Source organism: Agromyces sp. MMS24-JH15, assembly GCF_043518605.1.
Lineage (GTDB): Bacteria > Actinomycetota > Actinomycetes > Actinomycetales > Microbacteriaceae > Agromyces.
Genome location: NZ_CP171358.1, coordinates 3,604,695 through 3,618,321, shown reverse-complemented (window position 1 = coordinate 3,618,321; position 13,627 = coordinate 3,604,695). Strand labels below are relative to the sequence as shown.

The 13,627-nt window shown below is 70.6% G+C and carries 13 protein-coding genes and 1 pseudogene; 5 read left to right on the top strand and 9 right to left on the bottom strand.

Features of this window, described 5'->3' with window-relative positions:
* The first annotated feature begins 69 nt into the window (after positions 1 to 69).
* Entirely contained in the window at positions 70 to 318 is a 249-nt protein-coding gene (locus ACDF64_RS16485) for a hypothetical protein (RefSeq protein ID WP_394552438.1), read from the top strand.
* Positions 319 to 353: 35 nt separating this feature from the next.
* On the opposite strand, the gene ACDF64_RS16480 is transcribed toward ACDF64_RS16485, so the two are convergent.
* The 3 genes from ACDF64_RS16480 to ACDF64_RS16470 all read right to left on the bottom strand — a co-directional run bounded on the left by ACDF64_RS16480 (position 354) and on the right by ACDF64_RS16470 (position 4,144).
* The gene (locus tag ACDF64_RS16480) at positions 354 to 848 is read right to left on the bottom strand and encodes a hypothetical protein (RefSeq protein WP_394552437.1); all 495 of its coding nucleotides are present in this window, start codon (positions 846 to 848) and stop codon (positions 354 to 356) included.
* Positions 849 to 1,159: 311 nt separating this feature from the next.
* Complete coding sequence (locus ACDF64_RS16475) at positions 1,160 to 1,552, bottom strand: SHOCT domain-containing protein (protein ID WP_394552436.1); 393 nt, start codon at positions 1,550 to 1,552, stop codon at positions 1,160 to 1,162.
* A gap of 120 nt (positions 1,553 to 1,672) precedes the next feature.
* Entirely contained in the window at positions 1,673 to 4,144 is a 2,472-nt protein-coding gene (locus ACDF64_RS16470; protein WP_394555183.1) for a phosphoketolase, read from the bottom strand.
* A gap of 131 nt (positions 4,145 to 4,275) precedes the next feature.
* On the opposite strand from ACDF64_RS16470, the gene ACDF64_RS16465 reads away from it, so the two are divergent.
* Entirely contained in the window at positions 4,276 to 4,572 is a 297-nt protein-coding gene (locus ACDF64_RS16465) for a DUF2277 domain-containing protein (RefSeq protein ID WP_394552435.1), read from the top strand.
* Between the two features lie 9 nt (positions 4,573 to 4,581).
* On the opposite strand, the gene ACDF64_RS16460 is transcribed toward ACDF64_RS16465, so the two are convergent.
* From ACDF64_RS16460 to ACDF64_RS16450, 3 genes are read right to left on the bottom strand one after another with little or no spacing between them, the layout of a single operon-like run.
* Entirely contained in the window at positions 4,582 to 5,244 is a 663-nt protein-coding gene (locus ACDF64_RS16460) for a TetR/AcrR family transcriptional regulator (RefSeq protein WP_394552434.1), read from the bottom strand.
* Positions 5,245 to 5,256: 12 nt separating this feature from the next.
* Complete coding sequence (locus ACDF64_RS16455; RefSeq protein WP_394552433.1) at positions 5,257 to 6,612, bottom strand: MATE family efflux transporter; 1,356 nt, start codon at positions 6,610 to 6,612, stop codon at positions 5,257 to 5,259.
* The gene (locus ACDF64_RS16450) at positions 6,609 to 7,268 is read right to left on the bottom strand and encodes a phosphotransferase family protein (RefSeq protein ID WP_394552432.1); all 660 of its coding nucleotides are present in this window, start codon (positions 7,266 to 7,268) and stop codon (positions 6,609 to 6,611) included. Before ACDF64_RS16450 ends, ACDF64_RS16455 begins: the two co-directional genes overlap by 4 nt.
* 26 nt (positions 7,269 to 7,294) lie before the next feature.
* Here ACDF64_RS16450 and ACDF64_RS16445 point away from each other — a divergent pair, with 26 nt between their 5' ends.
* Positions 7,295 to 7,636 (top strand): hypothetical protein, encoded by a 342-nt coding sequence (locus ACDF64_RS16445; RefSeq protein WP_394552431.1) that lies wholly within the window; start codon positions 7,295 to 7,297, stop codon positions 7,634 to 7,636.
* A gap of 61 nt (positions 7,637 to 7,697) precedes the next feature.
* Here the strand turns inward: ACDF64_RS16445 and ACDF64_RS16440 are convergent, their stop codons facing one another.
* Both ACDF64_RS16440 and ACDF64_RS16435 read right to left on the bottom strand, forming a co-directional pair.
* Entirely contained in the window at positions 7,698 to 9,389 is a 1,692-nt protein-coding gene (locus ACDF64_RS16440; RefSeq protein WP_394552430.1) for an ABC1 kinase family protein, read from the bottom strand.
* Positions 9,390 to 9,426: 37 nt separating this feature from the next.
* Complete coding sequence (locus tag ACDF64_RS16435; RefSeq protein ID WP_394552429.1) at positions 9,427 to 9,978, bottom strand: PadR family transcriptional regulator; 552 nt, start codon at positions 9,976 to 9,978, stop codon at positions 9,427 to 9,429.
* 124 nt (positions 9,979 to 10,102) lie between these two features.
* Here ACDF64_RS16435 and ACDF64_RS16430 point away from each other — a divergent pair, with 124 nt between their 5' ends.
* Positions 10,103 to 10,624 (top strand): nucleoside deaminase, encoded by a 522-nt coding sequence (locus tag ACDF64_RS16430; protein WP_394552428.1) that lies wholly within the window; start codon positions 10,103 to 10,105, stop codon positions 10,622 to 10,624.
* A 65-nt stretch (positions 10,625 to 10,689) separates the two neighbouring features.
* Here the strand turns inward: ACDF64_RS16430 and ACDF64_RS16425 are convergent, their stop codons facing one another.
* Positions 10,690 to 11,229 carry a hypothetical protein gene (locus ACDF64_RS16425; protein ID WP_394552427.1) on the bottom strand — a complete coding sequence of 180 codons (540 nt, stop codon included), beginning with the start codon at positions 11,227 to 11,229 and terminating at the stop codon, positions 10,690 to 10,692.
* Between ACDF64_RS16425 and ACDF64_RS16420 the strand changes: the two are divergent.
* Positions 11,175 to 13,424: pseudogene (locus tag ACDF64_RS16420) on the top strand (transglycosylase domain-containing protein); the annotation flags it as partial. The gene ACDF64_RS16425 and the pseudogene ACDF64_RS16420 sit on opposite strands and share 55 nt — an antisense overlap.
* Between the last annotated feature and the right edge of the window lie 203 nt (positions 13,425 to 13,627).

Here is a 13,627-nt window from a genome sequence, read left to right as displayed (position 1 = left end):
GCGCTTCTAAGTGTTCTCTAAGCAACGACATACGGGACGGAATGGCCCCCCGCGTGCTAGCTTGCGGCTATGTCGCGCCCATACGGAGACCCGGTCGAGATCATCACCGAGCCGATCCCCGCGCAGTCCCCGTTCATCCCCGCGGACACGAGGATCGTGGTCGGAGCCGTCGCCCCGGCGTCACCCGATCCGATCCCGATCGTCCTCCTGCCGGGCTACGAATACCGGATCCACGAATGGCGGCATCCCGAGACGCACGAGATCCACTGGAGACTCGAGCGGCGCAAGGCGGGCAGGCCGGGCGCGGACGACGACTGACCGTCCCCGGGTCGGCCCGACCGGGTGAGGCGCGATCAGCCTTCGACGCAGGTGTACGTGGAGATCGCCCCGTCTCGATCGCCCCACGTGTAGATGGCGGACTTCTGCATGGTGACCCCGGCCGAACGCATCGCCGGGAACACGACCGAGTCGCACGCCTCCTCGAGCGTGGGTTGCAACTGCTCCAACCCGGCCTTCGTCGAGGAGTAGTCCATCGGCTCGGCGTACGTGTAGCTGTAGTGCATGACCGCGTACATGACATCCGGAATCAGCTCGCCACGGCCGGTCGACTCTCGGATGTCGCCGTCGATGGTCACATCGGAGTACGTGCCGGGCATGCTGTCCATGAGCTGGGGGATGGTCGCCCGTTCCGCTTCGACGTAGGTCTCCAGGGCGGTCGTGTTCTGCGCGAGCTCATCCGCTGCCGACTCGGCATCCCGTCCCGAAGTGTCCGAGTGCATCGGCGTGCAGCCGACCATCGTGAGCATGAGCGCCGCGGTCGCGACGAGCTTGAGCGAGGGCACGTTCATGGGCAGGGGGCCGCCTTCGGGCTGGGCAACAGGGGGGGCGCCGGGAAGCGGTGTCGGGACGACGTGCTCCGGCGTCCCGATCATAGGAATTCGCGGGAGCCCGGGCGGCGGAGCAGCGGCCCCCAGTTCTGGGGACGGGGCTCCCGCCCCGGCCGCTGCGACAGCGACCGGAAGGAGCCGCCGAGCCGCCGACGGTGCCGGTGCGGTCGGCAGACGGGCGACGCCGCGTCCGACGTTCCGACTGCCCGCGCCTCGAGTTCGAAGCGAAGGCGGAACACGGACGCGGCGCCGGCCCTACCGCGGAATGAGTCCTACGCGAGTGCCTTGGCCTTCAGGGCTTCGAACTCGGCCTGGTTGATGGCACCAGAGTCCAGCAGCGACTTGGCCGACGCGATCTCCTCGGCCGCTGACGATGCGGGCGACTTGGCCGCCACTGACCGGATGTAGTCGGCTTGCGCCGCCTGCATCGTCCTCGCCTGCTCCAGCTGGCGCTGCTGCATGCCTCCGCCGCGCGCGATCAGGTAGACGAGGACTCCCAGCCAGGGCAGGAAGATGACGAAGATCACCCAGATCGTCTTCCCGCCGCCGCCCAGGTCGCTGCTCCGGAAGATGTCGCCGAACACCCAGAACAGGCACATGAACCAGGCGAAGAACAGGAAGAACTCGAAGAGGGCGAGCAGGAACGAACCGTTGTCGTTGAACATGTTGACTCCATTCGGTTGGAGCTCTCGCCCGCAGTCGTCTGCGGTGAGTGATGAAAGGATCTCGGCTTCGGTTCCCGCGGTCAATGCAACGCGCGGTGATACACGGATCCCGCCGCCGGCCTACTCGTTGTCCCCGCCCGTGGCCGCAGTCGCGCTGAGCGAGGCATCCGCCGCGTGTTCCCGCGCATCCGGCCACACCCAGTCGCTGATCTCGGCCGGGTCGGCGCCGTGCTCGCGCGCGTAGCGCGAGGCCGCCATGCGCTTGTCGTCCAGCTTCTGGCTCAGCAGCGCCGCGCGACTCGACAGGCCCGGCACGCGCTCGATCACCTTGCGCACGAGGTGGTACCGGTCGAGCTTGTTGATCATCGCCATGTCGAACGGCGTCGTCGTCGTGCCCTCCTCGATGTAGCCGCGCACGTGCAGGTTGTCGTGCCCGTTGCGACGGTAGGTGAGCCGATGGATGAGCCACGGGTAGCCGTGATAGGCGAAGATGATCGGCTTGTCGGTCGTGAAGAGCTGGTCGAACTCGACATCGGTCATGCCGTGCGGGTGCTCCTCGGCCGGTTGCAGGCGCATGAGGTCGACCACGTTGACCATGCGGACCTTGAGGTCGGGCAGCTCGGTGCGGATGATGTCGATCGCCGCGAGCACCTCGAGCGTGGGCACGTCGCCGCACGCCGCGAGCACGACGTCCGGCTCCTCGCCGACGGGCACGTTCGACGCGAACTCCCAGATGCCCGCGCCGCGCGTGCAGTGGTCGATCGCCTGCTCCATCGTGAGCCACGACGCCTGCGGCTGCTTGCCGGCGACGACGACGTTGACGTAGTCGCGAGAGCGCAGGCAGTGGTCGTAGACGCTCAGCAGCGTGTTGGCGTCCGGCGGCAGGTAGACCCGCACGACCTCCGCCTTCTTGTTGACGACGTGGTCGATGAACCCCGGGTCCTGGTGCGAGAACCCGTTGTGGTCCTGACGCCAGACGTGGCTCGACAGCAGGTAGTTGAGGGATGCCACGGGCCGGCGCCACGGCAGGTGCCGGGAGACTTTCAGCCACTTGGCGTGCTGGTTGAACATCGAGTCGACGATGTGGATGAACGCCTCGTACGACGTGAACAGCCCGTGGCGGCCCGTCAGGAGGTATCCCTCGAGCCATCCCTGGCATTGATGCTCCGACAGCATCTCGACGACCTGACCGCGCTTGCCCAGGTGGTCGTCGTCGCTGTCGAGCCCGTTGTTCCACGCCTTGTCGGTGACCTCGAGCACGGCCTGGATGCGGTTGGAGGCCAGTTCGTCGGGCGCGAAGACGCGGAAGTTGTCGAGGTTCGCGGCCATGACGGCCTCGAGCCAGGTTCCGAGGACCCGCGTCGCTTCGACGACGCTCGAGCCGGGCGCCGGCACGTCGACCGCGAAGTCGCGGAAGTCGGGGAGGACGAGGTCGCGCAGCAGGAGACCGCCGTTGGCGTGCGGCGTGGCGCTCATGCGCAGGTCGCCCGGTGGCGTCAGCGCAGTCACCTCGGGGCGCGGCGCGCCATCCTCGTCGAACAGCTCGTCGGGGCGGTACGACTGCAGCCACCGCTCGAGCACCTGCAGGTGCGCGTCGGTGTCGCGTGCCGATGCGAGCGGGACCTGGTGGGCGCGCCACGAGTTCTCGGTCCGCTTGCCGTCGATCTCGGGCGGGCAGGTCCACCCCTTCGGCGTGCGCATCACGATCATCGGCCAGGCCGGACGATCCATGTCGGGGTTCTCGGCGGCGGCGGCCTTGATGTCGGCGATCTCGTCGAGCGCCGCGTCGAGCAGTTCGGCGAACCGGCGGTGGATCGAGTGGGCGTCCTCATCGTCGAAGCCCGCCGTGAACACGTGCGGCGTGTGGCCGTACCCGCGCATGAGCGCGACGAGCTCGTCCTCCGGGATGCGGGCGAGCACCGTGGGATTGGCGATCTTGTAGCCGTTCAGGTGCAGGATCGGCAGCACGACGCCATCGGTCACCGGGTCGATGAACTTGTTCGAGTGCCAGCTCGTCGCGAGCGGGCCCGTCTCGGCCTCGCCGTCGCCGACGACGGCCGCAACGAGCAGGTCGGGATTGTCGAAGGCCGCGCCGTACGCGTGCGACAGGGCGTAGCCGAGCTCGCCGCCCTCGTGGATCGACCCCGGCGTCTCGGGCGCGACGTGCGACGGGATGCCCCCGGGGAACGAGAACTGCTTGAACAGGCGCTTGATGCCGTCCCCGTCGTACGAGAGGTCGTTGTAGGTCGTCGTGTAGGTGCCGTCGAGGAAGGATGCCGCGACCAGGCCCGGCCCGCCGTGCCCTGGTCCGATGATGTACATCGTCGGCTGCAGGCGTCGCAGGATCGCCCGGTTCAGGTGCGCGTAGATGAAGTTCAGGCCGGGCGTGGTGCCCCAATGGCCCACGAGTCGCGGCTTGACGTGGTCGCGCGTGAGCGGCTCGCGCAGCAGTGGATTGTCGAGCAGGTAGATCTGCCCGACGCTGAGGTAGTTCGCGGTGCGCCACCAGAGGTCGATGGCGTCGATGTCCTCGTCACGGGGCGGCTCGCCCGCGCGGGACCAGGGAGTGGGCGTGGTATCTGCAAGATGCACGGTCACGCGCAAAGCTTGGCACTGCGCGCTCGCCGCGGCCAGAGGGACACGGTCGGTTCGGGCAGGATGCCTCGGCGCCGGCCTGCCCCGGCACCTCGCCGCGCTCCACGACCTCGGCTATCCTCCCTCGCATGTGCCGGAACATCCGAGTCCTCCACAACTTCGAGCCGCCGACGACCGACGACGAGGTGCGCGAGGCAGCGCTCCAGTTCGTGCGGAAGGTCAGCGGTTCGACGCATCCGTCCCGGGCGAACACCGAGGCGTTCGACCGGGCGATCGACGAGATCGCGCTCGCCACCCGGCGGCTGCTCGACGGCCTCGTCACGAACGCCCCGCCCAGGAACCGCGAGCTCGAGGCGATCAAGGGCCGGCAACGTCACGAGCAGCGCATGGAACGCGAGGTGCGAATCCGCACGGCATCCGCGTGAGAGACGGCGTCAGAGGTCGACCGTGAGCAGCTCGCCGAGGCGCCGGCGGAGCCGAGCGGCGATGTCGATGTGCTCGGGTTGGATGAGCCACTGGATCTGCAGCCCGTCGATGAGCGCGATGAGGTCGCGCGCGACGCCGTCGAGGTCGACGCCCGCGCGGACGAGGCCGCGTGCGGCGGCGTCGCGGAACGCCGCGTCGAGGTCGCCAGCGACTCGGCGGTAGCGGTTCGCGAAGTACGCGTGCGCGGGGTGCGCCGGGGCGGCGGCCTCGGTCGACAGGCTCCCGAACAGCCGGAGGAGTTCGCGCTGCCCCGCGTTGTACTCGATGAGCCGGATCAGGTGCTGGAAGTAGGCGATGCCGTCGCGTCCCGGCTCCACTCCCTGGAAGAAGAGCTCGCCGTTGACGCGGTCGCGCTCCTCGAGGACGGCGGCGAGCAGCGATTCCTTGGTCGGGAAGTGGTGCAGGAGCCCGGCGCGGGACACGCCGCACGCGGCGGCGATCTGGACCATGCTGGCGCCCGCGTACCCGTCGGACGCGAACACCGCGAAGGCGGTCTCGACGATCGCGGCGCGGCGCCGCTCGCCCTTCGGGTAGGAACGCGCGGGCCGGCCCGCGGTCCGCGAGGTCGGCGAGGTCTGCGACGTCTGGGAGCCCGCTGCGGTGGGGTGCATCGTCGTTTCCTCCTACGGATTTCCGAGCAGCGCGCCGATGCGCGCACGATGCCGACGCAGGATCGCCCACGCGACGCCCGCGGAGATCGCTTCGCCGACGGGCAGCGCGATCCAGACGCCGGCCGGGCCGAACGCGCCCAGTGCGAGCACGAGCGGGATCCTGACCAGGACGAGCGTGCCGATCGAGATCGCATACGACGGGGCGGGGTATCCGAGCGCCTGGAAGTAGGCGGACACGAGCGGAGGGATGCCCGCGAACACGAAGCCGATCGCGATGATGCGCAGCGCGGTCGCGGCCATCGCCGCGGCATCCGGATCGGCCAGGAAGAGCGCGACGAGCGGATCCGCGGCGACCAGCACGAGCGCGGTCGCGATCGCGCCGACCGCGACGGTCGCGCGCGACGCGAGCACCCCGGCGCGCTCGACCCGGTGCCCGAGTCGGCGGCCGGCGTTGGTGCCGATGATCGGCTGCATGCCCTGCGTGATGCCGCTCTGCGGCACGCTGACGAACGTCTGCACGCGCGCGCACACGGCGTAGGCGGCCAGTGCGACGGCGCCCGCCGCGGCGAGCGTCGTGTTGACGACGACGGCGAGCACGGTCAGGCCGACGCCGAACAGGAACGACGGCGCGCCGATCGACGCGAGCGCGCCGAGCGTGGCCCGATCGGGCCGGAGGTGCCGCAGGCCGATCCGGTAGGGCCGCCGCCGCCGGCCGAAGAAGAACCAGACCGCCATCGCCGCGGAGACCGCCTGGCCGCCGACGGTGCCGAGCCCGGCGCCGACGACGCCGAGGTCGAACCCGAAGATCAGGATCGGGTCGAGCGTGATCTGCACGAGCACCGGGACGACCCACAGGAGCGTGGAGAACAGCATCCCGCCCTCGGCGCGCACGATCGCCGAGAAGCCGGTCGCGAAGACCGCGCCGCCGATGATGACCGTGCCGTAGGCGTGCGCGTCCGGCAGCGTCTCGGCGGTCGCGCCCATCGCCCGCAGCAGCGGATCCAGGAACACCAGCCCCGCGACGGTGACGACGACCGCGGTCGCCCAGAACGCGGTGAACGCGTTCCCGGCGGCGCGCGCGGCGGCGTCGCGATCGCGCGCGCCGAGGTTTCGGGACACCAAGGATGCCCCGCCGACGCCGACGGTCGTGGCCACGGCCCCGAGCAGGAGCAGGAGCGGGGCGACGAGGTTCACCGCCGCGAGCGCCGTCTCGCCGACGCCGCGCGCCACGAACCACGCGTTGGTCAGCGCGTAGACCCCGTAGACCCCGACCGACAGCGTCGTCTGCGAGCAGGCCCACCACATCAGCCGCCCGACGGGCCTGGTCGTCAGGTCCTCCGAGCGGTCGCATGTGGCGGCCCTGGTCACCGGTCGACTCGGACGCGGCCGAGCGCGGCCATCACGGCGTCGAGCGCGGTCCGGCCGAAGTCGTAGACGTCGGTGTCGGTGTGGCCCCGGTACTTCGTCTCGACGACCATGATCACCGAGAGGTACAGCGAGTACAGGCGCCGTCGGGTGCGCTCGGGCCCCGTCAGCGAGGTGATCCCGAAGCCCGCCATGAAGTCGGTCGGGTCGTCGAACCCCGGCAGGTCGAGGCCGGTGAGCCCCGCCTCCATCAGGGGGTCGCCGAAGATCGCTCGCTCGTGGTCCAGGATCGCGACGATGCGACCGTCGCGGATCATCGAGTTCTTGGCCCAGAGGTCCACCTCGACGAGGCGCGGCTCGGTGACCTCGTCGAGGGCGTCGGCGTGCGCGGCGACGATCCCGCGGATCTCGTCGGGATCCCAGCCGAGCTCGATGCCGACCCGTTCGCCGTCGGCCAGCGTGTCCTCGATCATCGTCGTGAACGCCTCCCGCCACGTCGACGATCCCTCGCCGAGCAGCGGCCCGAAGTGGGGGCCGGTGATCGTGTTGATCTCCCGGTTGAGCGCGCCGAGCTCTCGGTTGCCGGCGACGACCACCTCGGGGGAGAGGCGCCCGTCGGCGGCCGCGAACCCGAAGTTGTCGGCATCCACGTACTCCATGAAGAACAGTCCGCGTCGGCGACCTCGTGCGTCAGGTCGACGTGGTCGATGCGCGGCACCGGCACCGAGGTGTGCGCGGCGACCAGGCGCATCGCCTCGAGTTCGGCGCGCATCATCCCCACCTCGCGCGTGAGCACCCGGACGTCCGCGGGCGGCGCGACCTTCAGCACGACCTGCCGACCGTCGCGCAGTCGGATGCGGTACGCGACGTTGAACCAGCCCTCGGTGATCTCGTGCGCGAACCCGTCGTCGGCCGGCACCGCGTCGGGGCCGTAGGCCCGTTCGATGAGCCGACGCAGGGTCGCCGGGGTCTGCCGGTTCTTGGTGATGCTCTCCATCGAGCCCTCTCTCGTCCGCGCGCCCGGTGAGAGCGCTCCACCGCTCGAGGGTAGCAAGAAACAGACAGGGGTGTCGGTTTCTCTCACCGTGTCAACGCCGCGTGAGGAATCCCGCGAACAACGCGTGCAGCACGGCCGGCACCGACGCGACGATGAGGATCGTCCCGAGCACGGGCAGGTCGTCGCGCAGCACCGCACCCGAGATCAACAGCGCCGCGAACAGCACCGCCGAGATCAGCCGGCGCGCCAACTGCTCGAGGCTGCGGATCCGCAGGTCGAGTCGCGGGGAATCCACCGCGACCCGTCCCGACTCGAACCGCGTGACGAGCTCGTCGAGCCGGCCGGGAAGCCGCGCGACCACGCCCGCGAACGACACCGCCTCCTTGGCGATCGCCTGCGCCGCGTTGCCGCGCTCGTCGCGCAGCAGCCGGGCGGCGTACGGCTCGACCGCGTCCCAGATGTTGAAGGCCGGATCGAGCGAACTGCAGAGTCCCGACGTGAGCGACACCGCGCGGATGATGAGCAGGAAGTTCTCGGGCAGTTGGAACGGCAGCGCCCGGACGAGGTCGCCGAACTCGACCGCGAAGTCGCGGAACTCGCGGGGGTCGACCTTCTGGAGCTCGGCGAACCCCATGCCGCCGAAGCGCGCGAACAGCGCGGTCATCGCGCGCTCGAGCTCCGTCGTGTCGGCCGACGGCAGGAGCAGGCCGACCTCCTGGATGCTCTCGACGAGCTGGCGTCCGTTCCGGGACGCGACCGCGATGACGAGCCGCCGCAGGCTGTCGCGGAGGTGCGAGGGAACCTCGCCCATCATGCCGAAGTCGACGAACGTCAGCGTCCACGCCGGATCGCCCTCGCCGCCGGAACCGCCGGGCCGCGGCGTGACGAAGATGTTCCCCGGGTGCGGGTCGGCGTGGAAGAAGCCGTGCGCGAACAGCTGGTCGAACATGACGCTCGCGAACACGGAGGCCACGGCCGACGGGTCGATCCCGGCCTCCCGGAGGCCCGCGACGTCGTTCACCTTGACCGCGGTGACGTCCGCGAGGGTGAGCACCCGCCGCGTCGTGCGCTCCCACGCGACCTCCGGAACCGTGACCCGCGCGTCGCCCGCGAACGACTCGGCGAATCGCTCGGCGTTCGCCGCCTCGTGCAGGTAGTCGATCTCGTCGCGACTCGTCGAGGCGAACTCCTCGATCAGCACCGGCAGGTCGACGTGCTCCGAGACGATCCGCACCCGGTCGAGCCATCCGGCGACCCGTCGCAGCGCGGCCAGGTCGACCTCGACGACCTCCTCGATGCCGGGCCGCTGCACCTTCACGACGACGTCGGTGAAGCCGGCCTGGGCCGCGTCGTCGGCTCCGAGCCGGGCGCGGTGCGCCTGGCCGAGGGATGCCGCGGCCAGCGGCACGGGATCGAACGATGCGTACGCGCGCTCGAGCGTGACGCCCAGTTCCGCCTCGGCGAGCGCCCGGATCGCGGCGAAGTCGACCGGGGGCACCTCGTCCTGCAGGCCCTCGAGCTCCTTCGTGATCTCCGGTGGGAGCACGTCGAGCCGGGACGACATGAACTGGCCGACCTTGATCATGAGCCCGCCGAGCGAGACCGCGAGGTCGTGGAACCGGCGCGCGATGGTCTCGAGCCGGGCCGCGCGCCCGCGCGCCGCGAGCGATCGCAGGCCGATGCGGGGGAGCAGGAACTCGTACCACCACGCCTGGACCATGTACCGCAGCGCGAAGCGCAGGATCCGCCGGTAGCGGGCGCGCGATGCGCGGGCGTCGGTCATCGGGTCTCCTGCACGCCGACGAGCCGGCGGTCCGCGGTCAGTCCTGGGCGAGGATCGAGTAGATCCGCCGGCGTGCCTCGTCGAGCACCTCGACGGCCTGGGCGACCTGCTCGGGCGTGCCGCCGCGAGCCACCTGGCCGACGGCCTGCGCGAGCTTCACGCCGGCCTTCGGGAGTTCCGGGGTGCGGCCGGAGTCCTTCGAACCCGTCTCCCACGGCGCGGTCTTCTCGCCGGCGGCCTCGGCCTCGGCGCGACCAGTCTCGGTGAGCGAATAGGTCTTCCGCCCGCCGGACTCCTCGGCCGCGATCAGTCCCTCGTCGGCGAGCAGTTGCAGCGTCGGGTAGACCGATCCGGGACTCGGCTTCCACGCGCCGTCGCTGCGCTCCTCGATCTCCTGGATGATCTGGTAGCCGTGCATGGGCTTCTCGGCGAGCAGCGCGAGCACGGCCGCACGCACGTCGCCGCGCGCCATCCGTGTCGAGAGCCGCTGGTCGAACAGGTCCTTGAACTGGTCGAACGCCTCCCAGATCGGGAAGCCGCCCGGCCCGCCGGGCTTCGAACCGTACCCTGCCGTGAATGAGCCGTTCATCGCCGGCCTCCTCGTGATCGTCGACCGATACCCGAACGATACTCAGCGATATATCGTTCGGCAACCCTCCCGGTCACCATCGGTCCCAGTGCAGCACCTCATCGCGGATCCCTATCCTCGGAGCATGACCTCCGACGCGCACGGCGCTGCATCCGACGCATCCGCCGCATCCGACCTCGACCTCGACCACCTCGACCGGGCCGTCGCGCTCGCCCGGCACGCCCGCGCCCGCGGCGACCACCCCTTCGGCTGCGTCGTGGTCGCGGCAGACGGCCGGATCGCCGAGGGCCTGAACTCGGTCGTCACGCGCCGCGACCCGACCGGCCACGCCGAGACCAACGCCGTGCGGGCCGCGGCCGCGGCGTTCACCGCCGCCGAGCTCGCCCGGGCGACGCTCTACACGAGCACCGAGCCGTGCGCCATGTGCTCGGGCGCGATCTACTGGAGCGGCATCGGCCGGGTCGTGTTCGCGCTGTCCGAGGCGGGGCTCCGGGCGATCGTCGCCGAGCAGGAGGGCGTGCCGACTCTCGCCCTGCCGTGCCGCGAGGTGTTCGCGCACGGCGGCCGGCCGATCGAGGTCGTCGGTCCCGTCCCGCTCGACGGCGCATCCGCCGTCCACGACGGGTTCTGGGGCGCGAACGCCTGAGCGGGGCTGCGCGCCGCGGGCCCCATGGGCCACACGCCGCGCGCTCCCGAGCGCCGCGGCCCGGTTCAGTGCACGAGCGTGCCGAGCCAGATCACCGCGAGCCCGAATCCCGCGGTGATCAGCGCGCTCACGATCCGCAGCCACCAGGGGCTGCGGTTCTGCGCCGAGTTCAGCCAGCCCAGCACCGCGAGCTCGACGACGCCGATCCCGAGCGCGATGTAATACGCGGTGTACTCGTCGAGCACGTGCAGCACGGCCAGCAGCAGGAAGAACGCGGGCGGCAGCGTCGCGATCAGGAGACCCGACGTGTGCCGGGCCGACGAGAGGATCGCTCGCCCGATCGGGGTTCGCCGACCCTCGGCCGTGCGCCTGCTCGACACGACGCCCGCGTAGACGTGCGTGAGCCAGAGCACCGTCACCGACCCGGCGATGAAGCCGAGCACCTCGAGGTCCGTGTCGAACTGCCAGCCGATCGCGATCAGCGCGCTCACGAGCACGACGCCGTGGACCGCGTGCTCGCTGCGCCACTCGCCGGCCAGGAACCGCCCGGATGCCTCGAGCGCGCGAGGCACGGGGGAGGCCGGCGCGTCTTCCCCCTCTGCCATGCACGCACCGTACACGCGCGCGACCCGGACTCACAACGGTCGACGCGTCGCGCTGGACAACCGGCCGACTCGGATGTTTCATGGGGGTGTCGGATCGGTTCGCCGGTCCGACACGACGCACTGGCGGCGCCGACGGGGGTGGATGGGTGGCATCGGTCAACAAGCGGAACCGGGATTTCGCCGAGACGAGGACGCCGCTCGGCGTCATCGGCGGCTTCGTGGGCCTGATCCTCGCGAGCGCGGCGGTCGCCGTGCTCGTGGTGACCGGCGCCTCGCCCGGGCTCGCGATGATCGGCGCCACCGCCTCGAGCACGATCAACGTCTTCGACAGCCTGCCCGGCTACCTCGAGATCGGCGAGCTCTCCGAGAAGAGCGACATCTACGCGACCGACTCGGCCGGCAACCGCGTGCTGCTGGCCTCGTTCTACGACCAGAACCGCGTTCCGGTCGGCTGGAACGCGGTCAGCCAGTACGTGAAGGATGCCGCGGTCGCGGGCGAGGATCCCCGCTTCTACCAGCACGGCGGCGTCGACCTCCAGGGCACCGTGCGCGCCGCGGTGCTCACCGCGAGCGGGCAGGAGACGCAGGGCGGGTCATCCATCGCCCAGCAGTACGTGAAGAACGTCCGCGTCCAGGAGTGCGTGCGCACGGCCGTCGACGACGCGGCGGTCGACGCCTGCTACGACCAGGTCACCGAGGTGTCGATCGAGCGCAAGCTCAAGGAGATGCGGCTCGCGATCGGCGTCGAGAAGCGCTACAGCAAGGACGAGATCCTCCTCGGCTACCTCAACATCGCGGGCTTCGGCGGCACCGTCTACGGCATCGAGGCCGCGGCGAACTACTACTTCTCCACGACCGCCGCGAACACCACGCTCGCACAGGCGGCCGCGCTCATGGCCATGGTGAACAACCCGCAGAAGTTCCGCCTCGACCTGCCGGAGAGCACGACGAACGGCGTCGCGAACGGGTACGCCGCCACGACCGAACGGCGCGACTACATCCTGCGGAACATGCTCGAGGAGCGGAAGGTCACCCAGGCGCAGTACGACGAGGCGGTCGCGACGCCCGTGCAGCCCGTCATCCTCGAGCCGAGCACCGGGTGCCAGACCGCGGGCGGATCGGCCTACTTCTGCGACTACGTGAAGAACATCCTGCAGAACGACCCGGCGTTCGGCGCGGACGAGGACGAGCGGATGATGAACTTCCGCCGCGGCGGCTACGAGGTCTACACCACGCTCGACCTCGACCTGCAGCTCGCGGCCGAGCGCGCGATCGCCGAGAACGTACCGCAGACCTACCCCGGCTGGGACCTCGGCGCGGTGATCTCGAGCGTGCAGGTCGGCACCGGGCGGGTGCTCGCCATGGCGCAGAACAAGACGTACAGCCAGGATCCGCTCGTGCTCGCGCAGGGTCCGCAGTACACGAGCATCAACTACAACACGGACTACGTCGACGGCGGGTCGAGCGGTTTCCAGCCGGGATCCTCGTACAAGGTGTTCACGCTCGCGCAGTGGCTCGCGGAGGGCCACGGGCTGGGGGAGCGCATGGACTCCCGCCCGAAGAGCAACTGGGGGATCTTCCGCGACAGCTGCGAGGGCAACTGGTCGGCGGGCAACTGGAACCCGCGCAACGACGCGAACGAGGCCGGCGCGAGCTACACCGCGCTCGAGGCGACGGTCGGGTCGATCAACACCGGGTACGTGGGCATGGCCAAGCAGCTCGACCTGTGCGGGATCCGCAAGACGGCCGAGGCGTTCGGCGTGCACCGCGCCGACGGGAACCCGCTCGTGGAGAGCCCCGCCTCGGTCATCGGCACGAACGAGGTGGCACCGCTCAGCATGGCGATCGCCTTCGCGGGGATCGCCAACAACGGCCTCGCGTGCACGCCGATCGCGATCGACCGCATCGTGGGCAAGGACGGCAAGGACATCCCGCCGCCCGCGACGACCTGCACGCAGGCGGTGTCGCCCGAGGTGGCGGCCGTCATGCACACCGCGCTCAGCCAGGTGATGACGCGCGGCACGGCGACCGCGTCCTACTCCGGCGCGCAGCCGCGCGTGCCGGTCCTCGGCAAGACCGGCACCACGGACGGCGCGAAGGACACCTGGATGGTGGGCTCGAGCTCGAAGGTCGCCACGGCCGCCGCGGTCGTCAGCGTGAACGGCGAGGCGAACCAGCGCGGCCTGTCCTTCTTCAGCGGATCGGCCGCGACCGCGCGCCACCGGATGTGGCCGATCGTCATGTCGGTCGCGAACGCCAAGTACGGCGGCGACGCGTTCACGATGGGCGGCATGGCGCCGGTCGCGCCGAGATCGCCGGATGCCCCGCCCGCCGTCCAGGCGCCCGCCCCCCGGCGCCCGCGCCGGCCGGCGACATCCCGTCCGGCGGAGGGGGAGGC

Bases quoted from the DNA above. Each gene is read 5' to 3' on its own strand.
- ACDF64_RS16480 (WP_394552437.1), bottom strand. From the start codon at position 848: ATGAACGTGCCCTCGCTCAAGCTCGTCGCGACCGCGGCGCTCATGCTC.
- ACDF64_RS16440 (WP_394552430.1), bottom strand. From the start codon at position 9,389: ATGACCGACGCCCGCGCATCGCGCGCCCGCTACCGGCGGATCCTGCGC.
- ACDF64_RS16425 (WP_394552427.1), bottom strand. From the start codon at position 11,229: ATGGCAGAGGGGGAAGACGCGCCGGCCTCCCCCGTGCCTCGCGCGCTC.
- ACDF64_RS16430 (WP_394552428.1), top strand. From the start codon at position 10,103: ATGACCTCCGACGCGCACGGCGCTGCATCCGACGCATCCGCCGCATCC.
- ACDF64_RS16435 (WP_394552429.1), bottom strand. From the start codon at position 9,978: ATGAACGGCTCATTCACGGCAGGGTACGGTTCGAAGCCCGGCGGGCCG.
- ACDF64_RS16460 (WP_394552434.1), bottom strand. From the start codon at position 5,244: ATGCACCCCACCGCAGCGGGCTCCCAGACGTCGCAGACCTCGCCGACC.
- ACDF64_RS16485 (WP_394552438.1), top strand. From the start codon at position 70: ATGTCGCGCCCATACGGAGACCCGGTCGAGATCATCACCGAGCCGATC.
- ACDF64_RS16450 (WP_394552432.1), bottom strand. From the start codon at position 7,268: ATGGAGTACGTGGATGCCGACAACTTCGGGTTCGCGGCCGCCGACGGG.
- ACDF64_RS16465 (WP_394552435.1), top strand. From the start codon at position 4,276: ATGTGCCGGAACATCCGAGTCCTCCACAACTTCGAGCCGCCGACGACC.
- ACDF64_RS16475 (WP_394552436.1), bottom strand. From the start codon at position 1,552: ATGTTCAACGACAACGGTTCGTTCCTGCTCGCCCTCTTCGAGTTCTTC.